This is a genomic window from Geodermatophilus dictyosporus, from assembly GCF_900115505.1.
Classification (GTDB): Bacteria; Actinomycetota; Actinomycetes; order Mycobacteriales; family Geodermatophilaceae; genus Geodermatophilus; species Geodermatophilus dictyosporus.
In genome coordinates this window covers 73,101-94,262 of sequence record NZ_FOWQ01000004.1, presented here as the reverse complement: position 1 = coordinate 94,262, position 21,162 = coordinate 73,101, and the positions used below count along the sequence as shown (strand labels likewise).

The 21,162-nt window shown below is 76.7% G+C and carries 24 protein-coding genes; 7 read left to right on the top strand and 17 right to left on the bottom strand.

The annotated features are described in order from the left end of the window. The first annotated feature begins 113 nt into the window (after positions 1–113). Positions 114–1,271, top strand: coding sequence for a GGDEF domain-containing protein (locus BMZ33_RS11145; RefSeq protein ID WP_169064172.1), 1,158 nt, complete (start codon positions 114–116; stop codon positions 1,269–1,271). 58 nt (positions 1,272–1,329) lie between these two features. Continuing rightward, positions 1,330–2,721 carry a M24 family metallopeptidase gene (locus BMZ33_RS11140; protein ID WP_091110108.1) on the top strand — a complete coding sequence of 464 codons (1,392 nt, stop codon included), beginning with the start codon at positions 1,330–1,332 and terminating at the stop codon, positions 2,719–2,721. Here BMZ33_RS11140 and BMZ33_RS11135 read toward each other — a convergent pair. Continuing rightward, on the bottom strand, positions 2,642–3,643 hold the full coding sequence (locus BMZ33_RS11135; protein WP_091110106.1) for an SDR family oxidoreductase: 1,002 nt from the start codon (positions 3,641–3,643) through the stop codon (positions 2,642–2,644). The two genes, BMZ33_RS11140 and BMZ33_RS11135, sit on opposite strands and share 80 nt — an antisense overlap. Next, positions 3,640–4,092 (bottom strand): ChaB family protein, encoded by a 453-nt coding sequence (locus BMZ33_RS11130; protein WP_091110104.1) that lies wholly within the window; start codon positions 4,090–4,092, stop codon positions 3,640–3,642. The genes BMZ33_RS11135 and BMZ33_RS11130 overlap by 4 nt, the downstream gene beginning before the upstream one ends. Positions 4,093–4,271: 179 nt before the next feature. On the opposite strand from BMZ33_RS11130, the gene BMZ33_RS11125 reads away from it, so the two are divergent. Then, positions 4,272–5,870, top strand: coding sequence for a sensor domain-containing diguanylate cyclase (locus BMZ33_RS11125; RefSeq protein ID WP_169064171.1), 1,599 nt, complete (start codon positions 4,272–4,274; stop codon positions 5,868–5,870). Between the two features lie 12 nt (positions 5,871–5,882). On the opposite strand, the gene BMZ33_RS11120 is transcribed toward BMZ33_RS11125, so the two are convergent. From BMZ33_RS11120 to BMZ33_RS11105, 4 genes are read right to left on the bottom strand one after another with little or no spacing between them, the layout of a single operon-like run. Continuing rightward, positions 5,883–6,263, bottom strand: coding sequence for an acyl-CoA thioesterase (locus BMZ33_RS11120; RefSeq protein ID WP_169064170.1), 381 nt, complete (start codon positions 6,261–6,263; stop codon positions 5,883–5,885). A gap of 23 nt (positions 6,264–6,286) precedes the next feature. Then, positions 6,287–6,508: a hypothetical protein gene (locus tag BMZ33_RS11115; RefSeq protein WP_244524276.1), complete on the bottom strand. Its 222-nt coding sequence runs from the start codon at positions 6,506–6,508 to the stop codon at positions 6,287–6,289. A 20-nt stretch (positions 6,509–6,528) separates the two neighbouring features. Beyond that, positions 6,529–6,786, bottom strand: a complete 258-nt coding sequence (locus BMZ33_RS11110; protein WP_091110094.1) for a DUF2795 domain-containing protein — start codon at positions 6,784–6,786, stop codon at positions 6,529–6,531. Positions 6,787–6,800: 14 nt separating this feature from the next. Next, on the bottom strand, positions 6,801–7,934 hold the full coding sequence (locus BMZ33_RS11105; protein ID WP_091110092.1) for a baeRF2 domain-containing protein: 1,134 nt from the start codon (positions 7,932–7,934) through the stop codon (positions 6,801–6,803). 134 nt (positions 7,935–8,068) lie between these two features. On the opposite strand from BMZ33_RS11105, the gene BMZ33_RS11100 reads away from it, so the two are divergent. Beyond that, positions 8,069–8,404 carry a DUF8129 domain-containing protein gene (locus BMZ33_RS11100; RefSeq protein WP_091110089.1) on the top strand — a complete coding sequence of 112 codons (336 nt, stop codon included), beginning with the start codon at positions 8,069–8,071 and terminating at the stop codon, positions 8,402–8,404. A 90-nt stretch (positions 8,405–8,494) separates the two neighbouring features. Here BMZ33_RS11100 and BMZ33_RS11095 read toward each other — a convergent pair whose 3' ends face one another. From BMZ33_RS11095 to BMZ33_RS11055, 9 genes are all read right to left on the bottom strand, one after another. Further along, positions 8,495–9,394, bottom strand: a complete 900-nt coding sequence (locus tag BMZ33_RS11095; protein WP_091110087.1) for a type II secretion system F family protein — start codon at positions 9,392–9,394, stop codon at positions 8,495–8,497. Beyond that, positions 9,394–10,335, bottom strand: coding sequence for a type II secretion system F family protein (locus tag BMZ33_RS11090; protein ID WP_091110084.1), 942 nt, complete (start codon positions 10,333–10,335; stop codon positions 9,394–9,396). The genes BMZ33_RS11095 and BMZ33_RS11090 overlap by 1 nt, the downstream gene beginning before the upstream one ends. After that, complete coding sequence (locus BMZ33_RS11085) at positions 10,332–11,771, bottom strand: TadA family conjugal transfer-associated ATPase (protein WP_091110081.1); 1,440 nt, start codon at positions 11,769–11,771, stop codon at positions 10,332–10,334. The genes BMZ33_RS11090 and BMZ33_RS11085 overlap by 4 nt, the downstream gene beginning before the upstream one ends. A 92-nt stretch (positions 11,772–11,863) precedes the next feature. Further along, positions 11,864–13,054 carry a CpaE/TadZ family protein gene (locus BMZ33_RS11080; protein ID WP_091110078.1) on the bottom strand — a complete coding sequence of 397 codons (1,191 nt, stop codon included), beginning with the start codon at positions 13,052–13,054 and terminating at the stop codon, positions 11,864–11,866. Next, complete coding sequence (cpaB, locus tag BMZ33_RS11075) at positions 13,051–13,797, bottom strand: Flp pilus assembly protein CpaB (RefSeq protein WP_091110076.1); 747 nt, start codon at positions 13,795–13,797, stop codon at positions 13,051–13,053. Before cpaB ends, BMZ33_RS11080 begins: the two co-directional genes overlap by 4 nt. A 7-nt stretch (positions 13,798–13,804) precedes the next feature. Beyond that, positions 13,805–14,752, bottom strand: a complete 948-nt coding sequence (locus BMZ33_RS11070) for a pilus assembly protein TadG-related protein (RefSeq protein ID WP_169064169.1) — start codon at positions 14,750–14,752, stop codon at positions 13,805–13,807. Beyond that, positions 14,740–15,129 (bottom strand): TadE/TadG family type IV pilus assembly protein, encoded by a 390-nt coding sequence (locus tag BMZ33_RS11065; RefSeq protein ID WP_091110073.1) that lies wholly within the window; start codon positions 15,127–15,129, stop codon positions 14,740–14,742. Before BMZ33_RS11065 ends, BMZ33_RS11070 begins: the two co-directional genes overlap by 13 nt. 92 nt (positions 15,130–15,221) lie before the next feature. Continuing rightward, positions 15,222–15,422, bottom strand: coding sequence for a Flp family type IVb pilin (locus BMZ33_RS11060; protein WP_091110071.1), 201 nt, complete (start codon positions 15,420–15,422; stop codon positions 15,222–15,224). Between the two features lie 200 nt (positions 15,423–15,622). Further along, on the bottom strand, positions 15,623–16,309 hold the full coding sequence (locus BMZ33_RS11055; protein ID WP_169064168.1) for a prepilin peptidase: 687 nt from the start codon (positions 16,307–16,309) through the stop codon (positions 15,623–15,625). A 163-nt stretch (positions 16,310–16,472) separates the two neighbouring features. Here BMZ33_RS11055 and BMZ33_RS11050 point away from each other — a divergent pair, with 163 nt between their 5' ends. Next, the gene (locus BMZ33_RS11050) at positions 16,473–16,739 is read left to right on the top strand and encodes a DUF1905 domain-containing protein (RefSeq protein ID WP_136697279.1); all 267 of its coding nucleotides are present in this window, start codon (positions 16,473–16,475) and stop codon (positions 16,737–16,739) included. A 65-nt stretch (positions 16,740–16,804) separates the two neighbouring features. Then, the gene (locus BMZ33_RS11045; protein WP_091110064.1) at positions 16,805–17,407 is read left to right on the top strand and encodes a hypothetical protein; all 603 of its coding nucleotides are present in this window, start codon (positions 16,805–16,807) and stop codon (positions 17,405–17,407) included. A 15-nt stretch (positions 17,408–17,422) separates the two neighbouring features. On the opposite strand, the gene BMZ33_RS11040 is transcribed toward BMZ33_RS11045, so the two are convergent. Together BMZ33_RS11040 and BMZ33_RS11035 are read right to left on the bottom strand one after the other, a co-directional pair. Next, on the bottom strand, positions 17,423–18,262 hold the full coding sequence (locus tag BMZ33_RS11040; RefSeq protein WP_091110062.1) for an alpha/beta fold hydrolase: 840 nt from the start codon (positions 18,260–18,262) through the stop codon (positions 17,423–17,425). Positions 18,263–18,353: 91 nt separating this feature from the next. Beyond that, positions 18,354–18,941, bottom strand: a complete 588-nt coding sequence (locus BMZ33_RS11035; protein WP_136697278.1) for a hypothetical protein — start codon at positions 18,939–18,941, stop codon at positions 18,354–18,356. A gap of 272 nt (positions 18,942–19,213) precedes the next feature. Between BMZ33_RS11035 and BMZ33_RS11030 the strand changes: the two genes are divergently transcribed. Next, entirely contained in the window at positions 19,214–21,154 is a 1,941-nt protein-coding gene (locus BMZ33_RS11030; RefSeq protein WP_091110057.1) for a SpoIIE family protein phosphatase, read from the top strand. Positions 21,155–21,162 lie beyond the last annotated feature (8 nt).

Here is a 21,162-nt window from a genome sequence, read left to right as displayed (position 1 = left end):
AGCCTGCCAGCGCCGCCGTCGTCGCGGCGAGCGGAGCGGGCGCGTCCCCATCCCGGGGGACACCTCGCGTGGGAAACGCCGCAGCCACCTCGGCGTACGGCATCCTCCACCCCGTGCGCGCGTGGCCCCTCGGTTCCGACGGCTCCGACCTCCCGGAGGAGGCGATGGGACCCGGCAGCGCCGAGCACCGCCTCGCCGCGCTCGTGATCGCCGTCCTCCTCGTGGTGGGCGGCGCCACGGGACTGGTCAACGCGGCACTCGACGGGACGGTCCGCGAGGGCGTCACGGGCTGGACCTACACCGCGACGATGGTGGGGCTGCTGCTGTCGGCGGTGCCCCTGGTGGTGCGCCGCCGCGTGGGCCGCTGGTCGACCTTCGGCCTGGTGCTGCTCGGCCACCTCGTCTACGTCGTCGTCGCACAGTGCATCGACGACCCGGTGCGGTACGCGTCGCCGATGATGCTGCTGTTCTCCTGCTGCGCCGCGGCCTGGTTCCTCGACCGCCGGATGCTGGGCGTGGTCATGGCGCTGACCCCGGTGGCGTGCCTGGCCGCGATGGCCGGCAGCTACCCGAGCCCGGTCGGCCTCGCCGTCCAGGTGGGCGTGCACGGCGGGATGCTCGTCCTGGTCTCGGTCACCGTGTACCTGCTGCGCCGGCGGGTCCAGCGGCTGCTGGCCGCCACCGAGGCGCTCTCCCAGCGCGACCCGCTCACCGGGCTGGCCAACCGGCGGCACCTGGTCGACCAGGCGCCGCGGACCTGGCGGTCGGCCCGCCGGGAGGGGCTGCGGGTGGCCGCCATGGTGCTCGACCTCGACCACTTCAAGCAGGTCAACGACGTGCACGGGCACGCCGCCGGCGACGCCGTCCTGCGGGGGGTGGCCACCGCGCTGTCCGACAGCGTGCGCCCCAGCGACCTGCTGGCCCGCCTGGGCGGCGAGGAGCTCGTCGTCCTCGGCCTCGTCGCCGACCCCGCGGAGGCCGCCCGGCTGGCCGAGCGGCTGCGCTCGGCCGTCGCCGGCAGCCGCAGTGGCCACGGGCACCCCGTCACCGCCTCGATCGGGGTCGCGCTGGTCAACCCGGTCGACGGGGAGGACGTCACCGAGGCGCTGTGGCGGCTGGTCGACCGCGCCGACGCCGCCATGTACGAGGCCAAGCAGGCCGGCCGCGACCGGGTGGCCACCTCCCGGGTGCCGCGGCCGCGGTCCGCGCCGGCCGGCGAGCTGCTCGACCCGCCGACCCTCCCGGGGGCCGCCCGCACCGACGCGGGCTGACCCGGGAGCCGCCCGCTCCGACGGGTGGCGGCGGCGGTTCTCTGCTTCCCTGTTCTCCATGACCCTGGTGGTCCCGGACCCGACGCGGACGGTGCCGCTGCCGCTGCGGCAGCAGGCCGACGTCCGGGACAGGTGGCTGACCCAGCGGCTGCTGGACCTCCTGCCGGTGCTCATGGACCGGGCCGGCATCGACCTGTGGCTGGTGGTGGGCCGGGAGAACAACGAGGACCCGGTGCTGGCCACGCTGCTGCCGGCGACCTGGCTGTCGGCGCGGCGCCGGGTCGTGCTGGTGCTGCACCGCAGCGACGACGGCGTCACGCCCGTGGCCGTCTCCCGCTACCCGGTGGGCCAGTTCCTGCCCGGCTGGACCAGCGAGGACGACGGCGACCGCGGTGACGAGCAGGCGCAGTGGGCCGCGGTGCGGCGGATCGTCGAGCAGGCCGCCCCGCGCCGCATCGGCGTCGACGTCTCGGCTCGCTGCGCCCTGGCCGACGGGCTGTCGGTGACCGACCACGGCCTGCTGACCGAGGCGCTCGGCCCCCACGCGAGGCGGCTGGTGCCGGCCGAGGACCTCGTCGTGGGCTGGCTGGAGACCCGCCTGCCCGAGGAGATCGCCGCCCTCGACGCGCTCAACGGGCTCACCGACCGCGTGCTGGCCGAGGCGCTGTCCCCCGCCGGCGTCACCCCGGGGACGACGACCGCGGCCGACCTCGCCTGGTGGGTGCACCAGCGGCTGGCCGACCTCGGCGTCCCGCCCTGGTTCCACCCGGGGGTCACCGTGCAGCGGGCCGGGGTGCCGCTGCGGGGCCGGCACGGGCTCGAGCTGCCCGCCGTGCCGCAGGACGCCGCCCTGCTGCCCGGCGACCTGGTGACCTGCGACGCAGGGCTGGCCAGCCTCGGCCTGACCACCGACCTGCAGCGCACCGCCTACCTGCTGCGGCCGGGTGAGACCGCACCCCCGCCCGGGCTGTCGCGGGCGTGGACGGCCGGCACCCGGGTGCAGGCGCTGACCGCCGCCGCACTGTGCGCCGGGCGCACGGGCAACGAGGTGCTCGCCGCCGCTCGGGCCGCGGCCACCGCCGAGGGCCTGGCGGCCGAGGTCTACTCGCACCCGATCGGCGTCCACGGCCACGGCGCCGGGCCGGCGATCGGCCGGTGGGACGACCAGCACGGCGTCCCCGGTGACGGCGACCGGGTGCTGCACCCCGACACCGTCTACGCCCTCGAGCTCGCCGTGCGCGTGCCGGTGCCCGAGTGGGACGGGCAGTGCGTGCGCCTGGCGCTGGAGGAGGCGGTCGCGCTGACCGACACCGGCGTGACCTACCTGGGCGAGCGGCAGACCGAGCTGCTGGTCGTCCCGGGCGCGCAGGTCACGCCGACGACGGGCGCCGCCGGATCGCGCGCAGCAGCACCTCGCCGGGTCGCACGACGGCGCCGACCGCCCGGCTGATCGGACTGGCGGTCAGCACGGTGTCGGCGAACTCGCCGCGCACCCGGCCCGGTCCCGGCGTCGGGGTGTCCAGGATGTCGGTGCCGTCGTCGGGCCGGTCGGTGGTCTGCAGCTGCCGCGCGGTCATGGACAGGACGGCGTCGGTGAGGGCGGGGCTGAACTTCTGCCCGGCGATGATGCCCAGCGCCGCGTCGCCGACGGGGACCTCGCGCCGGGGGTGCACGGAGGTCCGCACGACCGCCTCGGCGACCAGTTCGGGGGCGTAGGCCGGCGGCGGGCCACTGGGCATCGCCCCGAGCTTGGTCCGCGCGTGCTCGAAGAACGGCGTGGCGATGGTGGCGGGCAGGACCTGGCTGACCTCGACCGGCGACCGGGCCTCGGCCAGCTCCGCGCGCAGCGCGTCGTAGAACGCCCGCAGCGCGAACTTGCTGGCCGAGTAGGGCGCGTGCAGCGGCAGCGAGCGGTAGCCCTCCACCGAGCCGATGCCGATCAGCACCCCGCCGCCGGCCCGCTCCAGCGCCGGGACGGCGGCCTGCGCGGCGGCGACGTGCCCGATGTAGTTGACCTCGGTCACGCGGCGAAACTCGTCGAGGCCGATCTGCTGGACCGAGCCCCAGATGCCGACGCCGGGGACGGTGACGAAGGTGTCGATCCGGCCGAAGCGGGCCTCGGCGGCCTCGACCAGCGCCCGGACGGCGGCCTCGTCGGTGATGTCGGTGGGGACGGCGACCGCGTCGGCGCCCGCGCGGGTGAGCTCCTCGACCAGCGTCCCGAGGGCCTCCACCCCCCGGGAGGCGACGACGATGCGGGTGCAGCCCTGCCGCGCGTACTCGAGCGCCGTCGCCCGGCCGATGCCGCTGGAGGCACCGAGGACGACGACGACCTGGTCGGCCGGCGGACGGGGGCGGTCAGCCTGTGTCATGCCGTTCCGGTACCCGCCGTGGCCTGCTTCGTGCGGGCCTCGGCCGTCTTCCTGTCGTTGGCCTTCTGGATGGCGTCGACGAGCTCGTCCTTGGTCATCGACGAGCGGCCCGACACGTCGAGCCGCCGGGCGAGGTCCATCAGGTGCTCCTTGGTGGCGTTGGCGTCGACGCCGCCCCTGGTCTGCCGGTCCGTGTGGGCACCGCCCTCGGCCTGCGCGTCGGACGGCCCCCTGTGGTCCTTCTCCTCCCAGTGGTCGCCGACCTTCTCGTGCGTGTGCTTGACCGCCGCCCAGGCCACCCGGTTGGCCCGCTGCTCGTCGCCGTCGTAGGTCTCGACGGCGGAGTCGTGGGTCTTGGCCCAGGTGCGCTGCGCCTTCTCGTCCGAGCGCTGCAGGGTGCTGGGGATCTCGTCGGCCTTCGCGTCGCCGCTCTTCGTCGTCTTCGGCATCGCCCCTCCTCGGTCGGCCGTCCGCACCCGCGGTACCCGGCGCGGGAGGGCCGGTAACCGGCCGGTCCTGGGGCGTGGTCGGTCACCGACCGCACGGGGGCCACCCGTTGGAGTGGGTCCGGCGTCCCCGCGCCTCGACCGGGCTGCCAGGCCTGTCGATGGCACGGGCAGGAGGTGCCATGAGCGACGGGATCCCGCCACCGGGACAGTGGGACGCGCCCGCCGGCGTGCAGCCGGTGCGGCCGCCCGCGCCGGTCGAGGCGGTCCCGGTCGGCGTCCGTGCCGCACTGCTGGCCGGCGTCGCCGGGTGGAGGGCACGGCGACCGGCTCGCCGACGTGCCGACGTCAGCGACGCCCTGACCGAGGCCCGCTTCCGGGTCCTGTTCGAGGCGTCGCCGGTGGGTATCGGCCTCTCCGACGAGCGCGGGGTGTTCGTCGCGGTCAACCCGGCGATGTGCCGGCTGTTCGGCCGGCCGGCCGAGGAGCTCCTGGGGCGGTCCGCCGCACCGTTCCACCACCCCGACGACCGGCACGTGCACGCGGCGTCGACGCGGCTGATCACGGGCGCGGAGGACGGGGTCGGGCGCGTGCAGAAGCGCTACGTGCGCCCCGACGGCACGGTCCGGACGGCGTGGCTGACCCTGACCCACGTCACCGGCCCGGACGAGCGGCCGTGGACGCTGGCCCACGTGCAGGACGTCACGGAGCGGGTGGCCGCCGAGCAGGCGCTGCGCGAGTCGCAGGAGACGGTGCTGGCCGTCGCGCGGCTGGTGCGGCGCATCCGCTCCGGGGACGACGTCCGCGGCACGATCCTGGAGGCGGTCCGGGCCCTCGGCGGTGCGAGCTCGGCCCACCTGGTCGAGTACGAGGACGCCCCGGTGGGCCCGGGCGCGAGAGCCGGCGATGGGCCCACCCCGGCGCCGGGCCTCGTGGTGACCGCCGGCGTGGGCGCCCACCCGACGGGCGTGCGCACGCCACTCGGTGCCGCCTCCGCCTGCGCCGAGGTGGCGCGCACCGGCCGGCCGCTGTTCCTGGCCGACCCGGCCGCGGATCCGCTGCTCGCGGGGGACCTGCTGGCGGCACTGGGCGCACGGTCGGTGCTGGTCCACCCGGTGCAGTCCGGCGACGCCACGTTGGGTGTGCTCGTGGTGGCCTGGGACGACCGCGTCGACTCCGTGTCCGACCACCGGGCGGCCACGGTGGGCCTGCTGGCCGACGAGACCGCCCTCGCCCTGGACAACGAGGCCCTGCTGCGCAGGCTGGAGCGCACGGCGGCCACCGACGCCCTCACCGGCCTGCCCAACCGCCGGTCGTGGGAGGCGGACCTGCCCTCGCAGATCGCGTCCGCCCGGCGCACCGGCGCGCCGCTCAGCGTCGCGGTGGCAGACCTCGACCACTTCAAGGCCTACAACGACACCTTCGGCCACCAGGCCGGTGACGACCTGCTGCGCCGCTTCGCCGCCGTGTGCACCGAGGTCCTGCGCGAGCCGGACGTCGTGGCCCGCTGGGGAGGTGAGGAGTTCGTCATCGCCCTGCCCGCCTGCCCCGAGGCGCACGCGCAGCGGGTGCTCGACCGGTTGCGCGCAGCGGTGCCCGAGGATCAGACCTGCAGCATCGGCCTCGCGGTCTGGGACGGCGTGGAGACCCCTGACGAGCTGCTGGCCCGCGCCGACGCGGCGCTGTACCGGGCCAAGGCGCTGGGCCGGGACACCGTGGTCTCGGCTGCGGCGGGCGGCGACTCCGGGACGTCGATCGCGGCGACGCCCGTGCACCGGTGAGGGCGCCGGAGGTCAGTCCACCTGCCACTGCGCCCAGTGCGCCCGCTGCCCGTCGGTGAGCGGGCTGGTGGCGTCGGCGGCGTAGTCGAAGTTGACCAGCACCATCTCCGCGCGCAACGCCACCTCGCCGTCCTGCGTGAGCTCCTGGCGCATGCCGATGGAGCTGCGGCCCAGCCGGGTGATCGTGCTGCTCACCGTCAGGTGCTCGGAGACCCGGTAGTGCACCTGGCGGAGGTAGTCGACCTCCAGCCGGGCCAGGATGATGCCCGCACCGGGGCCCGGTCCGGCCATGGCCAGCCGGGCGTCCTCGAGCAGCCCCAGCACCCGGGCGTGGTTGACGTGCCCGAAGGCGTCGCTGTCCCCCCAGCGCAGCTGCACCGGGTGCTCGTGCACGGCGCCCGGTGCAGGACCCTCGCTCAGGGCAGGTCCGCCGTCTCCGCCGACTGCCGGTGGGCGCCCTGGGCGTCGTCCGCGTCGGGGTGCACGGTGCGTTCCTCCGACTCCGCGAGGATCACCTCGGCGGCGACCTCCTCCATCCCGCCGCCCTTCATGACCGACTCCTCGGGCAGCAGGTCGGCGCGCGTCTCGACGTTGTGCTCGGTGACGTTGGCCAGCGCCTCGGGGCTGGGCTCCTTCATGGTGACCACGCGGACCCCCCTCAGAAGCGCTGCTGCTCGGTGCCGAGGCCCAGGGCCCGGGCGACGTCCTGCACGTTCTCGAACTGCTGCCCCTCGGGCAGCCGGCGCAGGTCGGACAGCACGCGGTCGGTCGCGTTGTTCTCCTGGGCGCGGGAGACCAGCGTGTCCCGGTCGGCAGGCCAGACCTCCTTGCCGAGCACCTCCGCGATCGCGGAGCGGCGGTCGACGTCGGCCGGGCTGGTCCCGGCGGGCGTGCCCTCCTGGTGGGGGTCGGTCATGGCTGCTGCCTCCGTCACTGGGGGGTGGGCGTGGAGTCGTCGGTGTAGCGCAGGATCGCCGCGACCGGGATGTCGCCGGGCATCGCCGCCCGGGGCACGACGACGACGCCCGCGGTGCTCGCGACGGCGGCGGCCAGCAGCGCGCTGTCGGCGGGGACCGAGTGCACCTCCTGCACGCCGAGGGCGTCCATGTCGGCCTGGTCGACGCCGAGCTCGAGCGGCGAGCCGCCCACGAGCAGCTTCTCGTCGTCCGCGGGGTCGGCGAGGACCAGCGTCTCGACCTGGGCCTTGCGCAGCGCCTCGACGACGTTCGCGGTGCCGGTCACGGCCAGCCCGTGCGCCCCGGCCGAGCTGATCTTCTCGACGGCCTCGGCCTCGTCGCGCGCCTCGTGCTCGGCGACGAGCTCGGCGGCCCTGCGCTCGACCGGCTCGCGGTCGGCGCCGGCGGCCCGGCCGCCCTCGTCCATGGACACGATCAGGTCCGACCACAGCCCGCTGGCGCGGTCGGTGAGGATCTGCCGGGCGCGCATGTCCCCGGCGAGCAGGACGAACCGGGGGTGCAGCCGCCGGACGACCGAGGCGATGTGCTCGGCGACGTCGTCGGCGTTGTGCACCCACTTGTTCTCGGCGTTGTGCTGGTAGCGGTGGTGCGCCCAGCCGCCGCCCTGGAACTTGCGGATCTGGAAGGTGTCGCCCTTGACCGTCTCCTCCTCGTCGGCGTGCCCCGGGAGGGTCGCGACGGTGAGGTCGGCGCCGGTGCGGTCGGTGAGGACGACGACGTGCGAGACCCGGCCCGGCAGCGCGCGCAGCACCGGCAGCAGGTCGGGCTGCGGCGACCACTCGGCGAGCTCCTGGCGCGGCACGTCGGCGAGCTGGGAGTCGAACACCACGCTGCCGTCGGAGGCGACGACGACCGCCCGGCCCTTGATGGTCCCGGCCTCGCCGCCGTCGTTGCCCTCCAGCAGCCGGCCGCGCACCGCCTCGACGACGACCTCCGGCGCGCCCTGCTCGCCGAGCTTCTCGGCGACCGCGCGGACGCGGAGGTCGAGCTCGGTGTCGGCGTTCTCGGTGGTGTGCGTGACGTCGGCCGTCACGGTGGCGTAGGGACCTGGGGCCTCGAAGACCGGTGCCAGGAAGGACACGTCCATGCGGTGGGGACCAACTTCCTCATCGTGCTGTCGGGACGGCGCCCGGGGCGGGGCGCGCTCTAGCTCGCCGCCTACCCACCGACCCGGACGCCACACACCGTGTCGGACCGCGGGGGCAGGGGTAGGCGGTCGGCATGACCGAGCACGACCAGCTGCCGTTGCCCGACTACGACCACCTGCCGGTGGAGGGACTGATCTCGCGCATCCGCACGCTGGACGCCACCGGCCTGCAGACGCTCCTGGACTACGAGCGCGCCCACGCCGACCGGCTCCAGGTCGTGATGGCCATGGAGAACCGGCTGCGCTCGCTGCACGAGGGCGCCCAGCCCTCCGGCGGCGACCCGGCGGCCGCGGCGGCGGACGACCCGGTGGCCGCCGCCGGCGGGTCGAAGGTGTCCGGGGCGACCACCGGCCCGCCGGTGAACCCGCCGTCGCAGGGCGACCCGACCAACCCCGCCCAGCCCCGCTAGACCGGCGGCCGCCGCGCTCTCCGGCCGGCCGTGCCGTGCACGTCCGCGGAGTCGCCCCGGGTGACTCCGCGGACGTGCGCACGCCGGCGCTCAGCCCCCGCTGAAGGTGGCGGCGATGTCCATCGCCGCGGGCCCGAGCAGCACGATGAACAGCGTCGGGAGGATGCACAGGATCAGCGGGAAGATCACCTTCACCGGGATCTGCATGGCCTTCTCCTCGGCCCGCTGCCGCCGCTTGAGCCGCATCTCGGCGGCCTGGGTGCGCAGCACGTCGGCGATGGAGACGCCGTAGACGTCGGCCTGCACGACCGCGCGGATGAAGCGCCGCAGGTCGGTCACCCCGGTGCGCTCGGCCAGCGCGAGGTAGGCCTCGCGCCGGGGCTGGCCCACCCCGATGTCCTGCAGGGTGCGCACCAGCTCCTCGGCCAGGGGCCCCTTGCCGGTGCGCCCGGCCCGGGCCAGCGCCGACTCGAAGCCCAGCCCCGCCTCCACCGCGATGGTCATCTGGTCGAGGGTGTCGGCCAGCTCCAGCTCGATGGCCTGCCGCCGCTCCTGCCCGCGGCTGGTCAGCAGCAGGTCGGGGACGAACCAGCAGACCCCGGTCACGACGACCACCAGGACGGCGAGCAGCGCGCCGGGGCGGGCGCCGAGCAGCAGCGCGCCCAGGCCGGCGGCGATCGCGGGCAGCACCAGCTTGGCGGTGAGCACGCGCGCCAGCGGCCACTCGGCCGGGCGCCCGGCGGTGCCCAGCAGCCGGTCGACCCGCGCCACGGTGCCGGGCGGGGTGAGCGCGCGCACCAGCCGGCCGGCGGCACCGCCCCCGAGGGGCACGGCCGGGCCGACGGGGGCGGCGTCCAGCCCGCGGGTGAGGTTGTCGCGGGCCTGCACGGTCGCCGCGTCGGGACGGGCGAGCAGCGCCCAGCCCAGCAGGGGCACGGCGAGGGCCACGGCGAGGGCCGCGGCGAGCACGGGGACGGGGAGGGCGCTCATCAGAACCGGATGCTCACGGTCTTCTTCAGCCACAGCGCACCGGCGGTGAGCAGCAGCCCGCAGACGCCGAGCATGACGAACCCGACGCCGGTCTCGGTGAACGTGGACAGGTACTCGGGGTTGGTGAGCGCGATGAAGCCGCTCACCCCGAAGGGCAGCAGCATGAGCACGATCGCCGACAGCTTGCCCTCGGCGGCCAGCGCCTTGACCTGCCGGCGGATGGCGTTGCGCTCGCGGATCGTGCGGCTGACGACGTCGAGCACCTCGGCCAGGTTGCCCCCGACCTCGCGGTGGATGGCGATGGCCTGCGCCACCCAGGTGAAGTCGTCGCTGGCGGTGCGGGCGGCGACCTCGTCGAGGGCGTCGGCGAGGTCGCGGCCCACCCGGGTCTCGTTGACGATGCGGGCGAACTCCTCCGACGTCGGCGCCTCGGCCTCCTGCGACACCGAGTCGATCGCGCGCAGCAGGCTGTGGCCGGCCCGCAGGCTGCCGGCCATCAGCTGCAGCGAGTCGTCGAGCTGGTCGGCGAAGGCCGCCTGCCGCCGTCCGGTCCGCCAGGACAGCAGCAGCCGCGCGCCCAGCGGGGCGGTGAGGGCAAGCAGCACCCCGGGGACGACGCCGCCGAGCAGCGCGCCGAGCACCCCGAGGCCGAGCGCGACCAGCCCGGTGCGGACCACGAACACCGGCAGGCTCACGCCCAGCCCGGCCCGCTCGAGGGCCGCCGTCCCGGAGGCCAGCCGACCGCGCCGGGCGAGCGCCCGCTCGACGGCGGCGCCGGCGGCCGCGCCGGCGCCGGCCAGCGCCGACCCCTGCGGGAGCACGGCGGGGTCGAGCCGGTGCAGCGGCACCCGCCGCGGGGCCGGGGGCACGACCGCGACCACCCCGAGCAGCAGCGCGCCGGTGACGGCGAGCAGGCCGGCGACGAGCAGGGCCGGCGTCACCCGCCCCACCCCCGGGGCCGCGGCGCCTGCGGGACGGCGAAGACCCGCGGGTCGACGGCGATGCCGAGGTCGGCGAACCGCTCGGTGAACCGCGGCCGCACGCCGGTGGACACCGGCCGGCCGAGGAAGCGGCCCGAGGGGTCGACCCCGGCGGAGTAGTCGAAGAGGAAGGCGTCCTGGAGGGTGACCGTCTCCCCCTCCATGCCCTGCACCTCGGTCACGTGGGTGACCCGGCGGGTGCCGTCGCGCATCCGGGTGAGCTGGACGACGAGGTCGACGGCGGAGGCGATCTGCTCGCGGATGGCGCGCAGCGGCAGGTCCATGCCGGCCATGAGCACGAGGGTCTCCAGACGGGCGACGGCGTCGCGCGGGGAGTTGGCGTGCACCGTCGACAGCGACCCGTCGTGGCCGGTGTTCATCGCCTGGAGCATGTCGAGGCTCTCCCCGCCGCGGCACTCCCCGACCACGATCCGGTCGGGCCGCATCCGCAGCGAGTTGCGCACCAGGTCGCGGATGGTCACCGCGCCCCGGCCCTCGATGTTGGGCGGCCGGGACTCCAGCCGGACGACGTGCTCCTGCTGCAGCTGCAGCTCGACGGCGTCCTCGATGGTGACGATCCGCTCGCCCTCGGGGATGAAGGAGGACAGCACGTTGAGCAGCGTCGTCTTCCCGGTGCCGGTGCCCCCGGAGACGATGACGTTGAGCCGCGCCTCGACGCAGGCCCGCAGCAGCTCGGCCATCTCCGGCGTCAGGGTGCCGAAGCCGATGAGGTCCTCGACGGTGAAGGGGTCCTTGGCGAACTTGCGGATGGTCAGGGTCGAGCCGCTGAAGGCCAGCGGCGGGATGACCGCGTTGACGCGCGACCCGTCGGCGAGGCGGGCGTCGACCAGCGGCGAGGACTCGTCGATGCGCCGGCCCACCCGGGACACGATGCGGTCGATGACCCGCCGCAGGTGCTCCTCGGAGGCGAACCGGGCGCTGCTGCGGCGCAGCTTGCCGCCCTGCTCGACGTAGATGTTCTCCGGGCCGTTGACCATGATCTCGGTGACCGAGGCGTCGTCGAGCAGGCGCTGCAGCGGCCCGTAGCCCAGGACGTCGTCGGCGAGCTCGGCGGTCAGCCGCTGGCGCTCCTCCGGGCTGAGCGGGACGCGCTCCTCGTCGACGACCGCGTCGAGCTCCCCGAGCACGATGGCCCGCAGCTGCTCCTCGCCGAGGCCCGCGTCGCTCATCCGGCTGCCCATGCGCTCGAACAGCGCCTTGCCGACGCGGTCCTTGAGCCGGGCGAGGGCGTCGGTCGCGGGCGCGGGTGCCACCGCGACGCGGGCGGCGGGGACGGCCGGGCGCGGGGCCGGCGCGGTGGGGGCGGCGGGGGACGCCGGCGCGTCCGGCGCGCTGTGCCGGCCGCGGGCGGCGTCGAGGCGGGAGGCGAGGTTCACGACGCCGCCCGGTGCGTCGAGGCGGAGGTCACGACGCCGCCCGGTGCGTCGAGGCGGAGGTCACGACGCCGCCCGGTGCGTCGAGGCGGAGGTCACGACGCCGCCCGGTGCTTGGCCCGGTAGCGGCCGGGACGGACGATCGGGGTGGCCTGGAAGCGCGACACCAGCCGGCGCAGCTCCTTGACGACGGGCTCGCGGCCGCCGTCCTGCAGCAGCGGGATGCCGCGGTTGGTCGAGGCCGGCACCGAGGAGGATCGCGGCAGGACGACGTCGACGCCGGTGCCGATGGCGGTCTCGACGTCGCGCACCGACAGCCCGCCCTTGGGGTCGGCGAAGTTCATCACGACGTGCCGGCCGGCCGGGATCATGCACAGCTCGCGGAGCACGTCGAGCTCCTTGCGCAGCCCGCGGACGCCGGGCACGTCCATGCTGCTGAGCATCACGACGTCGGTGGCCCGGTCGAGGGCGGCCAGCGTCTGCTCCGACAGCCCGGGGGCGGTGTCGACGACGACGTAGCGGAACTCCCGCGCCAGCGAGGCCAGCAGCCGGCTGACGTCGGCGCCGCTGATCGTGTCCCCCGCCGCCGGGGACTCCGCGCCGCAGACCGCGTAGAGGCCCGACGGGTGCTGGGTGAGGAAGGTCTTGAGCACCATCGTGTCCTGGCTGGCCGGGCCCTGGACGGCGTCGGGCAGCGTGTACTCCGGCGTCAGGCCGAGGGCCGAGGCGACGTCGCCGAACTGGACGTCGAGGTCGACCAGGACCGTCGACTGCGGTGCGGCCGCGGTCAGCCCGATGGCCAGGTTGGTCGACACGGTGGTCTTGCCGACCCCGCCCTTGGGCGAGGCGATGGTGATGACCCGGCCGGTGTAGCGGGCGGTCTCCTCGGACGGGCGCAGCACGCGGCGCCGGCCGGCGGCGGCGGCGCCCGCGCGGTCGATCGCGGCGCGGAGGTCCGCCACCGAGGCGTCGGGCACCAGCAGGTCGCGGATGCCGGCGCGCATGGCCTCCTGCCACAGCTCCGGCGTCGGCGCGGCGACGAGCACCACGCTGATGCCGGGGCACTGCACGTCCAGGCGCGCGGCCAGGGACAGCGCCTCGGCCGGGGCGGCGTCGGGTCCCACGACGAGGACGTCGGGGAGCTCGCCGTCCCAGAGCTGCTCGAACAGGCGTGCCGGGTCGCTCGGCAGGCGGCCGGGCGGCAGGACGTGCACGTCGCCGTCGGCGGCGGCGAGGACGCGGCCGCACAGCTCCTGGTCGGCGGCGGCCAGGACGATGCGGCTCACTTCTGCTCCCGGGTGTAGACGTCGGTCTGGGTGACGACCCCGGTGTCCCCGGTGTCGGCGGTGGCCGGCTCGCGCGAGAGCCAGAGGGTGCCGTGCTCGGCGCCGAAGACGACGGTCTCGGCGTCGGAGGCCGGCAGCGCGAGGGTGACGAGCACGCTCCCGGTGGGGACGGCGTCGCCCTCCTCGGCAGCGGCGGTCTCGGTGTCGCCCGTCGCGGCGGGGACGCCGCCGTCGACGCGGGTGACCAGGACGCGGTGCAGGACGGCGTGGGTGGTCGCGCGGCCGTCCTCGAAGGTCAGCGAGAGGAAGACGCCGACGGTGTCCCCGGCGACCAGCCGGCCGCCCGCGGCGCGCTCCGGGGCGAGCAGCACGGTGACCTCCTCGGTGCCGTCGGGCAGCGCCACGGTCCCGGCGTCGCGCTGCGCGGCGGGGTCGCCGAACCGCGCGGCCAGCAGCTGCTCCCCCGGCTGCAGGTCGACGGTGGCGACCTGGCCGGCGAGCTCGGCCAGGTCGGTGACCCGGCCCTCGGTGGCGGCCTTGACCGGCAGCAGCTCGGTGCGCACCAGGTCCTCGAGCTCGTCGGCGGGGGTGCCCTCGGGGACCGGCTGGTCCACGACGAGGACCTCCACGGTCTCCACGCCGGCGAGGGCGCGGGCGTCGGCCCCGCGGACGTGGGCCACCAGGACCAGCGTGCCCACGAGGGCGAGCAGGAGCGCCACCAGGGCGGCGAGCAGTCGTCTCACGGGGCACCTACCGGATCAGGCGGAGGACGGCCGACCCCAGGTCGGGCGCGTCGGGGTCGAGGGAGAAGGCGTCGGAGAGCTCGACGAAGCGGGTGAAGTAGCCGGTGATGCAGCGGTCGTTGCCGCCGCACGGCCGGGGGGTGGTGCTGAACTGGCCGCCGAGGTGGTACCCGGTGATGTGGAACGCCGCGTAGCCGTAGACGTGGTACCAGGCGTTGCTGCCGGTGCTGCCGTACTGGTCGAAGATCGGCAGCAGCACGGTGGACCCCAGCCAGTGGGTGAGGTCGGCCGGCTGGCAGTCGGACGGCGGCGTGTTGCCGGTGGACGACGTCGAGCGGCCGTTCACCGCGCTGGTGGCCCGGCACTGTCCGGGGTCGGTGACCAGGTAGCCGAAGCCGCCCGGGACGATGTTGTGCGACGGCCCGGTGCAGTCCGTGGTCCCCGAGGTCTTGGTCAGCCGGATGGTGCGCACGGTGGTGCCCGAGGGCATCCCCCCGCCGGTCTGCTGGGAGAACTCGCACCAGGAGAAGGTCAGCGGCAGCACCGCCGTCCCCCCGCCCGGGGCGCCCCACGCGACGGTCGCCGAGGCGGAGACAGCGGTGGCGTCGATGCCGAGCACCGGGGCGAACCAGTGCTCGGTCGGCTGGCGGCCGGTCACGGTGACCCGGGTCGGGCGGGTGGCGAGGACGGGCCGGTCGGCGTCGGCGGTGCCGGCGTTGGCCGCCACCATCGTGTCGGCGGTGGCCTGCACGTCGCCGCAGGCGCCGCGGGCACAGTCCTGGGCCACGGCCAGGGCGGCCGCGTCGGCGGCCACCTGGAGGCGGGCGCGCTCGGCGTAGACGGCGCCGACGTCGACCGCGATGGCGGCAAGACCGAGCACCGGCACCATGAGCAGGGTGAGCAGGACGGCGCTTGCGCCGCGCTCCGCACCGAGCCGGCGGGTCAGCCACCGCACCGCATGACCCCCGTCCCGGTCATGTCCACGGACGACCCGAAGAGGCCGGTGAGGAAGGGCATGTCGTAGTCGATCCGCAGCCGCACCAGCGTCGAGCCGGTGGTGGTCGGGCACCGGGCCGGTGTGATCACGATCTGCGCGTCGGTCAGCGCCGGGTCGAGCGAGGAGGCCACCGACCGGACGGTGGCCCGCGCGGCGGCCGGGTCGTTCTGCAGCGCCATCATCCGCACGCCCTCGCGGGCGGCGGCCGACAGCGTGCCGTGGACCTGGAAGCCGCGGCCGAACTCCACGATGCCGAACACGAGGAGGACCAGCAGCGGGACGATCAGCGCGAACTCCACCGCGCTGGCCCCGCGCTCACCGCGCAGCACCCTCATCTGGTTCCTCCTCCCTGGTGCGGTGCGGCGCAGCGGCCCCGCTGGACGGGGCCGCTGCGCCGGGCAGCGGACGTCTCGGTCTGTGCGACCGGTCAGGCGGCGTTCAGGGCCCCGATGACGGTCTGGAACATCTCGGCGAGCTGGCCGCCGAGGGTCGCGACGAGGCCGACGATGACGGCGGCGATCAGGCCGACCATCAGGCCGTACTCGACGGCGGTGGCGCCCTTCTCCTCGCGCAGGCGGTCCTGGGCGACGGCGGCGAGGGCGACAAGGGTGGCGAAGACGTTCTGCACGGGTACTCCCTGGGTGGAGCCGGCCGGTACGGGTCGGCTGACCCGTCCTCGCGGCTGTGCAGAACCGATCGCCACGACGGTTCGCCGACTTGAGGGGCGTCCACCGCATCGGAGGACCGCGGCCACCCGATCCGCCTACTCCAGTCGGACGGCGGTCACACCGCGTGACCGGATCCGGCCCCCGGACCGGGTCCGCGGGCTCAGAGCGGGCCGGCGGCCCAGGCGGCGGTGAGGAGGGCGCCGAGCAGGAGCGCCGGGCCGAACGGGAGCTCGCTGCGCAGCCCGACCCGGCGCCCGGCCAGCAGCACGAGGGACACCGCGGCCTGGACGACGAACCCCGCCAGCACCCCGAGCAGCAGCGCCGGCCACCCGAGCCAGCCCAGGTGCAGCCCGAGCAGCGCGCCGAGCTTGACGTCACCCATCCCCAGCCGGCCCGGCGCCGCGAGGGCCAGCGCCAGCAGCGCGGCGAACAGCACCACCGACCCGAGGACGGCGCGTCCCAGGTCCGGCCAGGTGCCGGAGACGGCGGCCGCGACGGCGAGCAGGACCCCGGAGACGGCGAGGGCGGGCAGCAGCACCCGGTCGGGCAGCAGCCGCTCGCGCAGGTCGATGACGCCGAGCAGCACGCCCGCGGCGGCGAACCACAGCCAGGCGGCCAGCTCCGCGCCGGCGCCGAAGCGCAGCGCGACGAGGGCGAACAGGGCCGCCGTCGCGACCGGCAGCACCCCCGCCGGGGCCGCTCCCCCGCTCCCGCCCGGCACCCCGCCGCCCAGCACGCCGCCGACGGTCGCCGGGCGGGGCCACGGGAAGCGGGCCGCCGCGCGGTCGACGAGCAGCCCGACGGCGGCGCCGAGCACCGCGGCCGCGGCCAGGAGCGCGCCGGTCACCGGGCGGTCCGGGAGCGGGCGGCGGGCACGGTCAGCACGGTGGCACAGCGCCGGGCCGGTGCCCGGGTGCCCGCCCGCCGCGTCGTCCCGCCCGTCCCGGCGGGCGCAGCCGTCCCAGCCCGCTGCACCGCGGACCGTCGCACCCCTCGGACACCCTGTGCGCATGCCCTTCCACGCGACCCTCGTCCGCCGGCCCGGCCCGGGCGGCTGGGTGTTCGCCCCGGTGCCCGGGAGCCACGCGCCCGAGGTCGCGGGGCCGTTCGGCCGGGTCCCGGTGACCGCGACCGTCGACGGGCACACGTGGGCGACCAGCGTGTGGCGCGACCGGGAGGCCGGCTGGCTGCTGCCGGTGCCGGCCCGGGTCCGCCGCGGCAAGGACGACGGCGACACGGTGATCGCCGAGGTCGCCGTCGACCCCGGCCGGTTGTGAGCGGCGCGGGGGCAGGCGCGCCCGGCGGCGTTCCCGCGGGGACGCCCGGGCGGGAGGATGCGGCCGTGGACGACTGGGACGACTCCGTGTCGATGCGGCTGGCCGGCCTGGCGCTCGACCGCGGACGGCTGACCGACGACCTGGTGACCGCGCTGGCGGTGCGCGGGGCGCTGCTCGTGGACCTCGCGCTGCGGGGACGCGTCGTCGAGACCGACGACGCCGTCGAGGTCGACGCCGACCCGACCGGTTTCGCGCCCGCCGACCGGCTCCTCGCCGGCTGGGCGCCCACGCTCACCGAGGTGCTCCGGCACGGCGAGGTCGACCAGGAGGACCTGGCGGCCGAGCACCTGCGCCGCGGCTCGTGGACGGTCCGCCGCCGGTGGCCCCGGCGCTACGACGACCACCACGCCGGGCGGACGGCGGCCGACGAGCGGGCCCTGGAGACCCCCGACCGCGCGTGGACGCCGGCCGACGCGGCGCTGACCTGCACCGCCGGCACCCTCGGCCTGCTCAGCGCCCCGCGGGAGCTGCCGGGCGAGGACCTGCTCGCGCGGACCGGTCCGGTGCGCTGGGTGGTGGAGCTGGTGGTCGAGGAGGTCGACCGCGCCGTCGTCCGGGGCCAGGCGTGGCGGGGCGCGGTGACGTTCGCCGACGGCACGCCCGGCTGAGGCGCGGCCGCCGGGTCAGCCGGCGACGCCGGCGAGGAACGGGTCGACGGCGGCGCGGAACGCGTCGGGCTGCTCGACCCAGGGGAAGTGGCCGCAGTCCTCGACGACCACGCTGCGCCCGTGCGGGAAGAGCTCGGCGACCGCCAGCACCGGGGCGAGGCCCGTGCCGGCGTCCTGGGCCCCGGCGACCACGAGGACCGGCGCCTGCACGGCGCGCAGCCGGTCGGTCAGGTCGGGCGGCCCGTCGCCGGTCATGAACGCCCGGGCTGCGGCGAGGGAGTACCGCAGCGTGCGGGCGTGCGCCCGGGTGGTGGCGTCCCAGCGCGCGTAGCCCAGCGCCGCCGAGGCCTGCCGCCAGGCGGTGAACCCCTCGTCGCCGGACAGGTCGGGCGGCCCGGCCGCGGCCGCCGTCGCCTCGGCGAAGGCGGCGTCGTGGCGCGCCGCGGCGATCGCGGGGGCGTCGGAGGGGACGTCGACCAGGTACTCCGCCGGCGGGGTGACCAGCACGAGGCCGGCCAGGCGCTCGGGGTGGGCCGCGGCGTGGGCGACGGCCAGCCGGGTCCCCGCGGAGTGGGCCAGCACCGTGCAGCGGGCCAGGCCGAGGTGCTCGCGCAGCCGGTCGACGTCGTCGGCCTGCGCCCAGCGCGACCCTGCCCGGGTCAGGTCGGCCCCCGCCGAGCCGCCCACGCCGCGCAGGTGCGGGACCACCAGGCGGTGCCGGTCCGACAGTCCCGCCAGGTCGCCGAGGTAGGACGGGTGGGCCGCCGCGCCGCCGGCGAGCACCAGGACCGGCGGCCCGTCGCCGAGGACGTCGTAGGACAGGACGGCGCCGTCGCGCGCCGGGAAGGTGGGCATCAGCAGCGCACGCTAGCCGCAGGCGGCGGGACCGCACCTCCTCCGGCGCGACGTCGTGCTCTGCCCCGCCTGGCGGGGCAGAGCACGACCGTCAGCGGGAGGGGACCAGGTCCCGCCCGGTGCGGACGACGCCCCGCTCGTCGCACGCCTGCTCGTAGCACTCGTGCAGCAGGACCAGCCGGCCGAGCAGCCGGTCGACCCAGGCCGCCGACGTGTTGACCGCCACGGGCTCGAGCATCAGCCCCCAGAACAGCCGGTCGAGGTCCCGCCCGCCGTCGTACTCCCGCCAGGCGGCCGCGGGCAGGTCGGAGCCCAGCGCGGCGGTGAACCGGCGCGCGACCGTCTCGCGCAGGGCGCCGACCGCCGCCGCGTAGCCCGGCAGGGCGCGCAGGTCCCAGGCCCTCCCCCGCCGTCCCCGCCGCGGTGCCCCGACCGGCTCGGGCACCGCCAGGCCGATGGCCCGGCCGAGCAGCGGCACCAGGCGCTGCCGGTCGGCCGGGGACAGGGTGTCGTTGGCGTGCCGGAGGACGGCGGCCAGCTCGCCGTCGACGCAGGCCGGCTCGTCACTGAACGGCTCGCCCGCCAGCAGGGCGGTGTACTCGAGGAAGCAGGCGCCGTGCGCGGGGCTGCGGTGCCGGCCCCGGCCGAGGACCGGCATCCCCTCGAGTGGCTGGGACATGGTCGACCGCCTCCCCGCCGGACCAGCGGGGACGACGCCGTCCCACCCCGGCCGTCCGAGCGTAGGCGCGGACGGCTCCGCCATCGAGTCGATCGTGCGCCCACGGCGCGACCGCGGCGGGGTGCGCGGGCGGGGCCCCGGCGGCCGGCGGTCCCGCTCGCGGCGCGCGCGGTGGCCGAGGCGGGCTACGGTGCGGAGCTGTCCCCGTCGTCGGGCCGTCGGGGACCGGACCCCAGACCCGGGTCGCCGGACGGGGACGCGAAGGCAGGCCGATGCAGGACGCCAGCCGGTCGTGGGACGACGGCGCCGCCGCGGAGCTGGCCCGGCTGCGGTCGGTGGTCGAGCAGCTGCCGGCGTTCGTCGACGCCGTCGAGGGACCCGAGCTGCGGCTGGTCGCGCTGAGCGCGCTCAGCCGCGAGCACTCGCAGCGGCCCGAGTGGCGCGGCCTGCCGCTGGCCGAGGTCTATCCCGAGCTGGTGTCCCAGGGCGTCCTCGACGTCTACCGGCAGGTCGTCCGCACGGGGCGGCCGTTCGCCACCCCCGAGTGGCGCTTCGAGCTGGTCGACCCGGTCAGCGGCGAGGTGACCGAGCTGGTCCTCGACTGGTCGGCGGTGCCGTGGCGGCGGCCCGACGGCACGGTCGACGGCGTCATCTCCCTCGCCCGGGACGTCACCGAGCAGGTCCAGGCCCGGCGCCGTGCCGAGCGGGAGGCCGCGGAGGCGGGGCAGCGCTACCGGGCGGTGCTCGACGTGGTGACCGAGCTGCAGCACGCCCTGCTGCCCGGCAGCGTGCCGGTGCTCCCCCGGGTCGACGTCGCGGCGCGGGACCTGGTGGCCGGCGCGGAGCAGTCGGCCGGCGGGGACTGGCTCGACGTGCGCCCGCTGCCCGACGGCCGGGTGGGGCTGGCCGTGGGGGACGTCGTGGGCCACGGCGTCGCCGCGGCGGCGGTGATGAGCCAGCTGCGCGCCGTCCTCGGGGACTCGCTCGACACCACCGCCGACCCCGCGGCCGCGGTCGCCCGGCTCGAGCGGTTCGCCGAGACGCTGCCCGGTGCGCGGTCGGCGACCCTCGTCGTGGCCGTCCTCGACCCCGAGGGCGGGACGATCGACTACGTGACCCGCGGTCACCCGCCGCCCCTGGTGGTCGACGCGTCCGGGGTGGGCCGGCTGCTGCTCGGCAGCGGCGGTGGCCCGCTGGGCAGCGGGCCCGGCGGGCCGCCGCAGCGCGCACCGCTGGGCCCGGGGGACGTCGTCGTCCTGTACAGCGACGGGCTGGTCGAGCGGGCCGACCGGTCCTACCCGGAGGGGCTCGACGAGCTGACGCGGCTGGCCGAGGCGGCCGCCGTCGGGCAGCTGTGGCCGACCGGGACGTCGGCGTCGGCCGTGGAGCGGATCTGCACCGACGCGGTCGAGGTGCTGGTCCGCCGCGGGTGGGACGACGACGTCACCGTGCTGGCGGCCGCCCCGCGCGAGCCGGTGGCGGTGCTGCGGACCAGCGCGGCCGCCACCGAGGAGGCGCTGCCGCGGCTGCGCAGCGGGGTCCGGGAGTGGCTGCGCGCGCTGCGGGTCGACCCCGGCGACGAGCTGGCCGTCGAGCTCGCGGTCGGCGAGGCGGTGGACAACGCCGTCGAGCACGGCTTCCGGTTCCTGTCCTCGGGCACCGTCGTGGTGGCGCTGCGACTGGGCGCCGACGGCCGGGTGCACGTGCGCGTGGACGACGACGGCATCTGGCAGCCGCCCGGCGACCGCGGGGATCGCGGCACCGGGCTCGGGCTGGTGCACTCGCTCGGCGACGACCTGTGCGTGGACGGCCAGCCCAGCGGGACCACGGTGACCTTCAGCCGCCGCCTGTGCCGCCCGGTGAGCACGGCGCTGGGGGCTGGTACGGCGCGCGTGCCGCCCCCGGCGACCGACGAGCCGTTCACCGCGGAGCTCGACGGCGAGCCACCGGTGCTGCGGGTGCGCGGCGCGGTCGACGCGTTCGGCGCGGCCCGGTTCCGGGAGCACCTGGACGCGGCGTCCCGGGCCGGCACGGTCCCGGTCGTCGTGGACCTGACCGGGGTCGGCCACCTGACCAGCGTCGGGGTCGCCGCGCTGACCGACCTGCTCCGCGACGCACCGGACGCGGTGACCCTGGTGGCGCCCACCGGCAGCCCGGCCGCCTTCGTCCTCGACCTGGTGGGCCTCCCCCGCCGTCCGGCGGCACCCGGCTGACCCGCCCG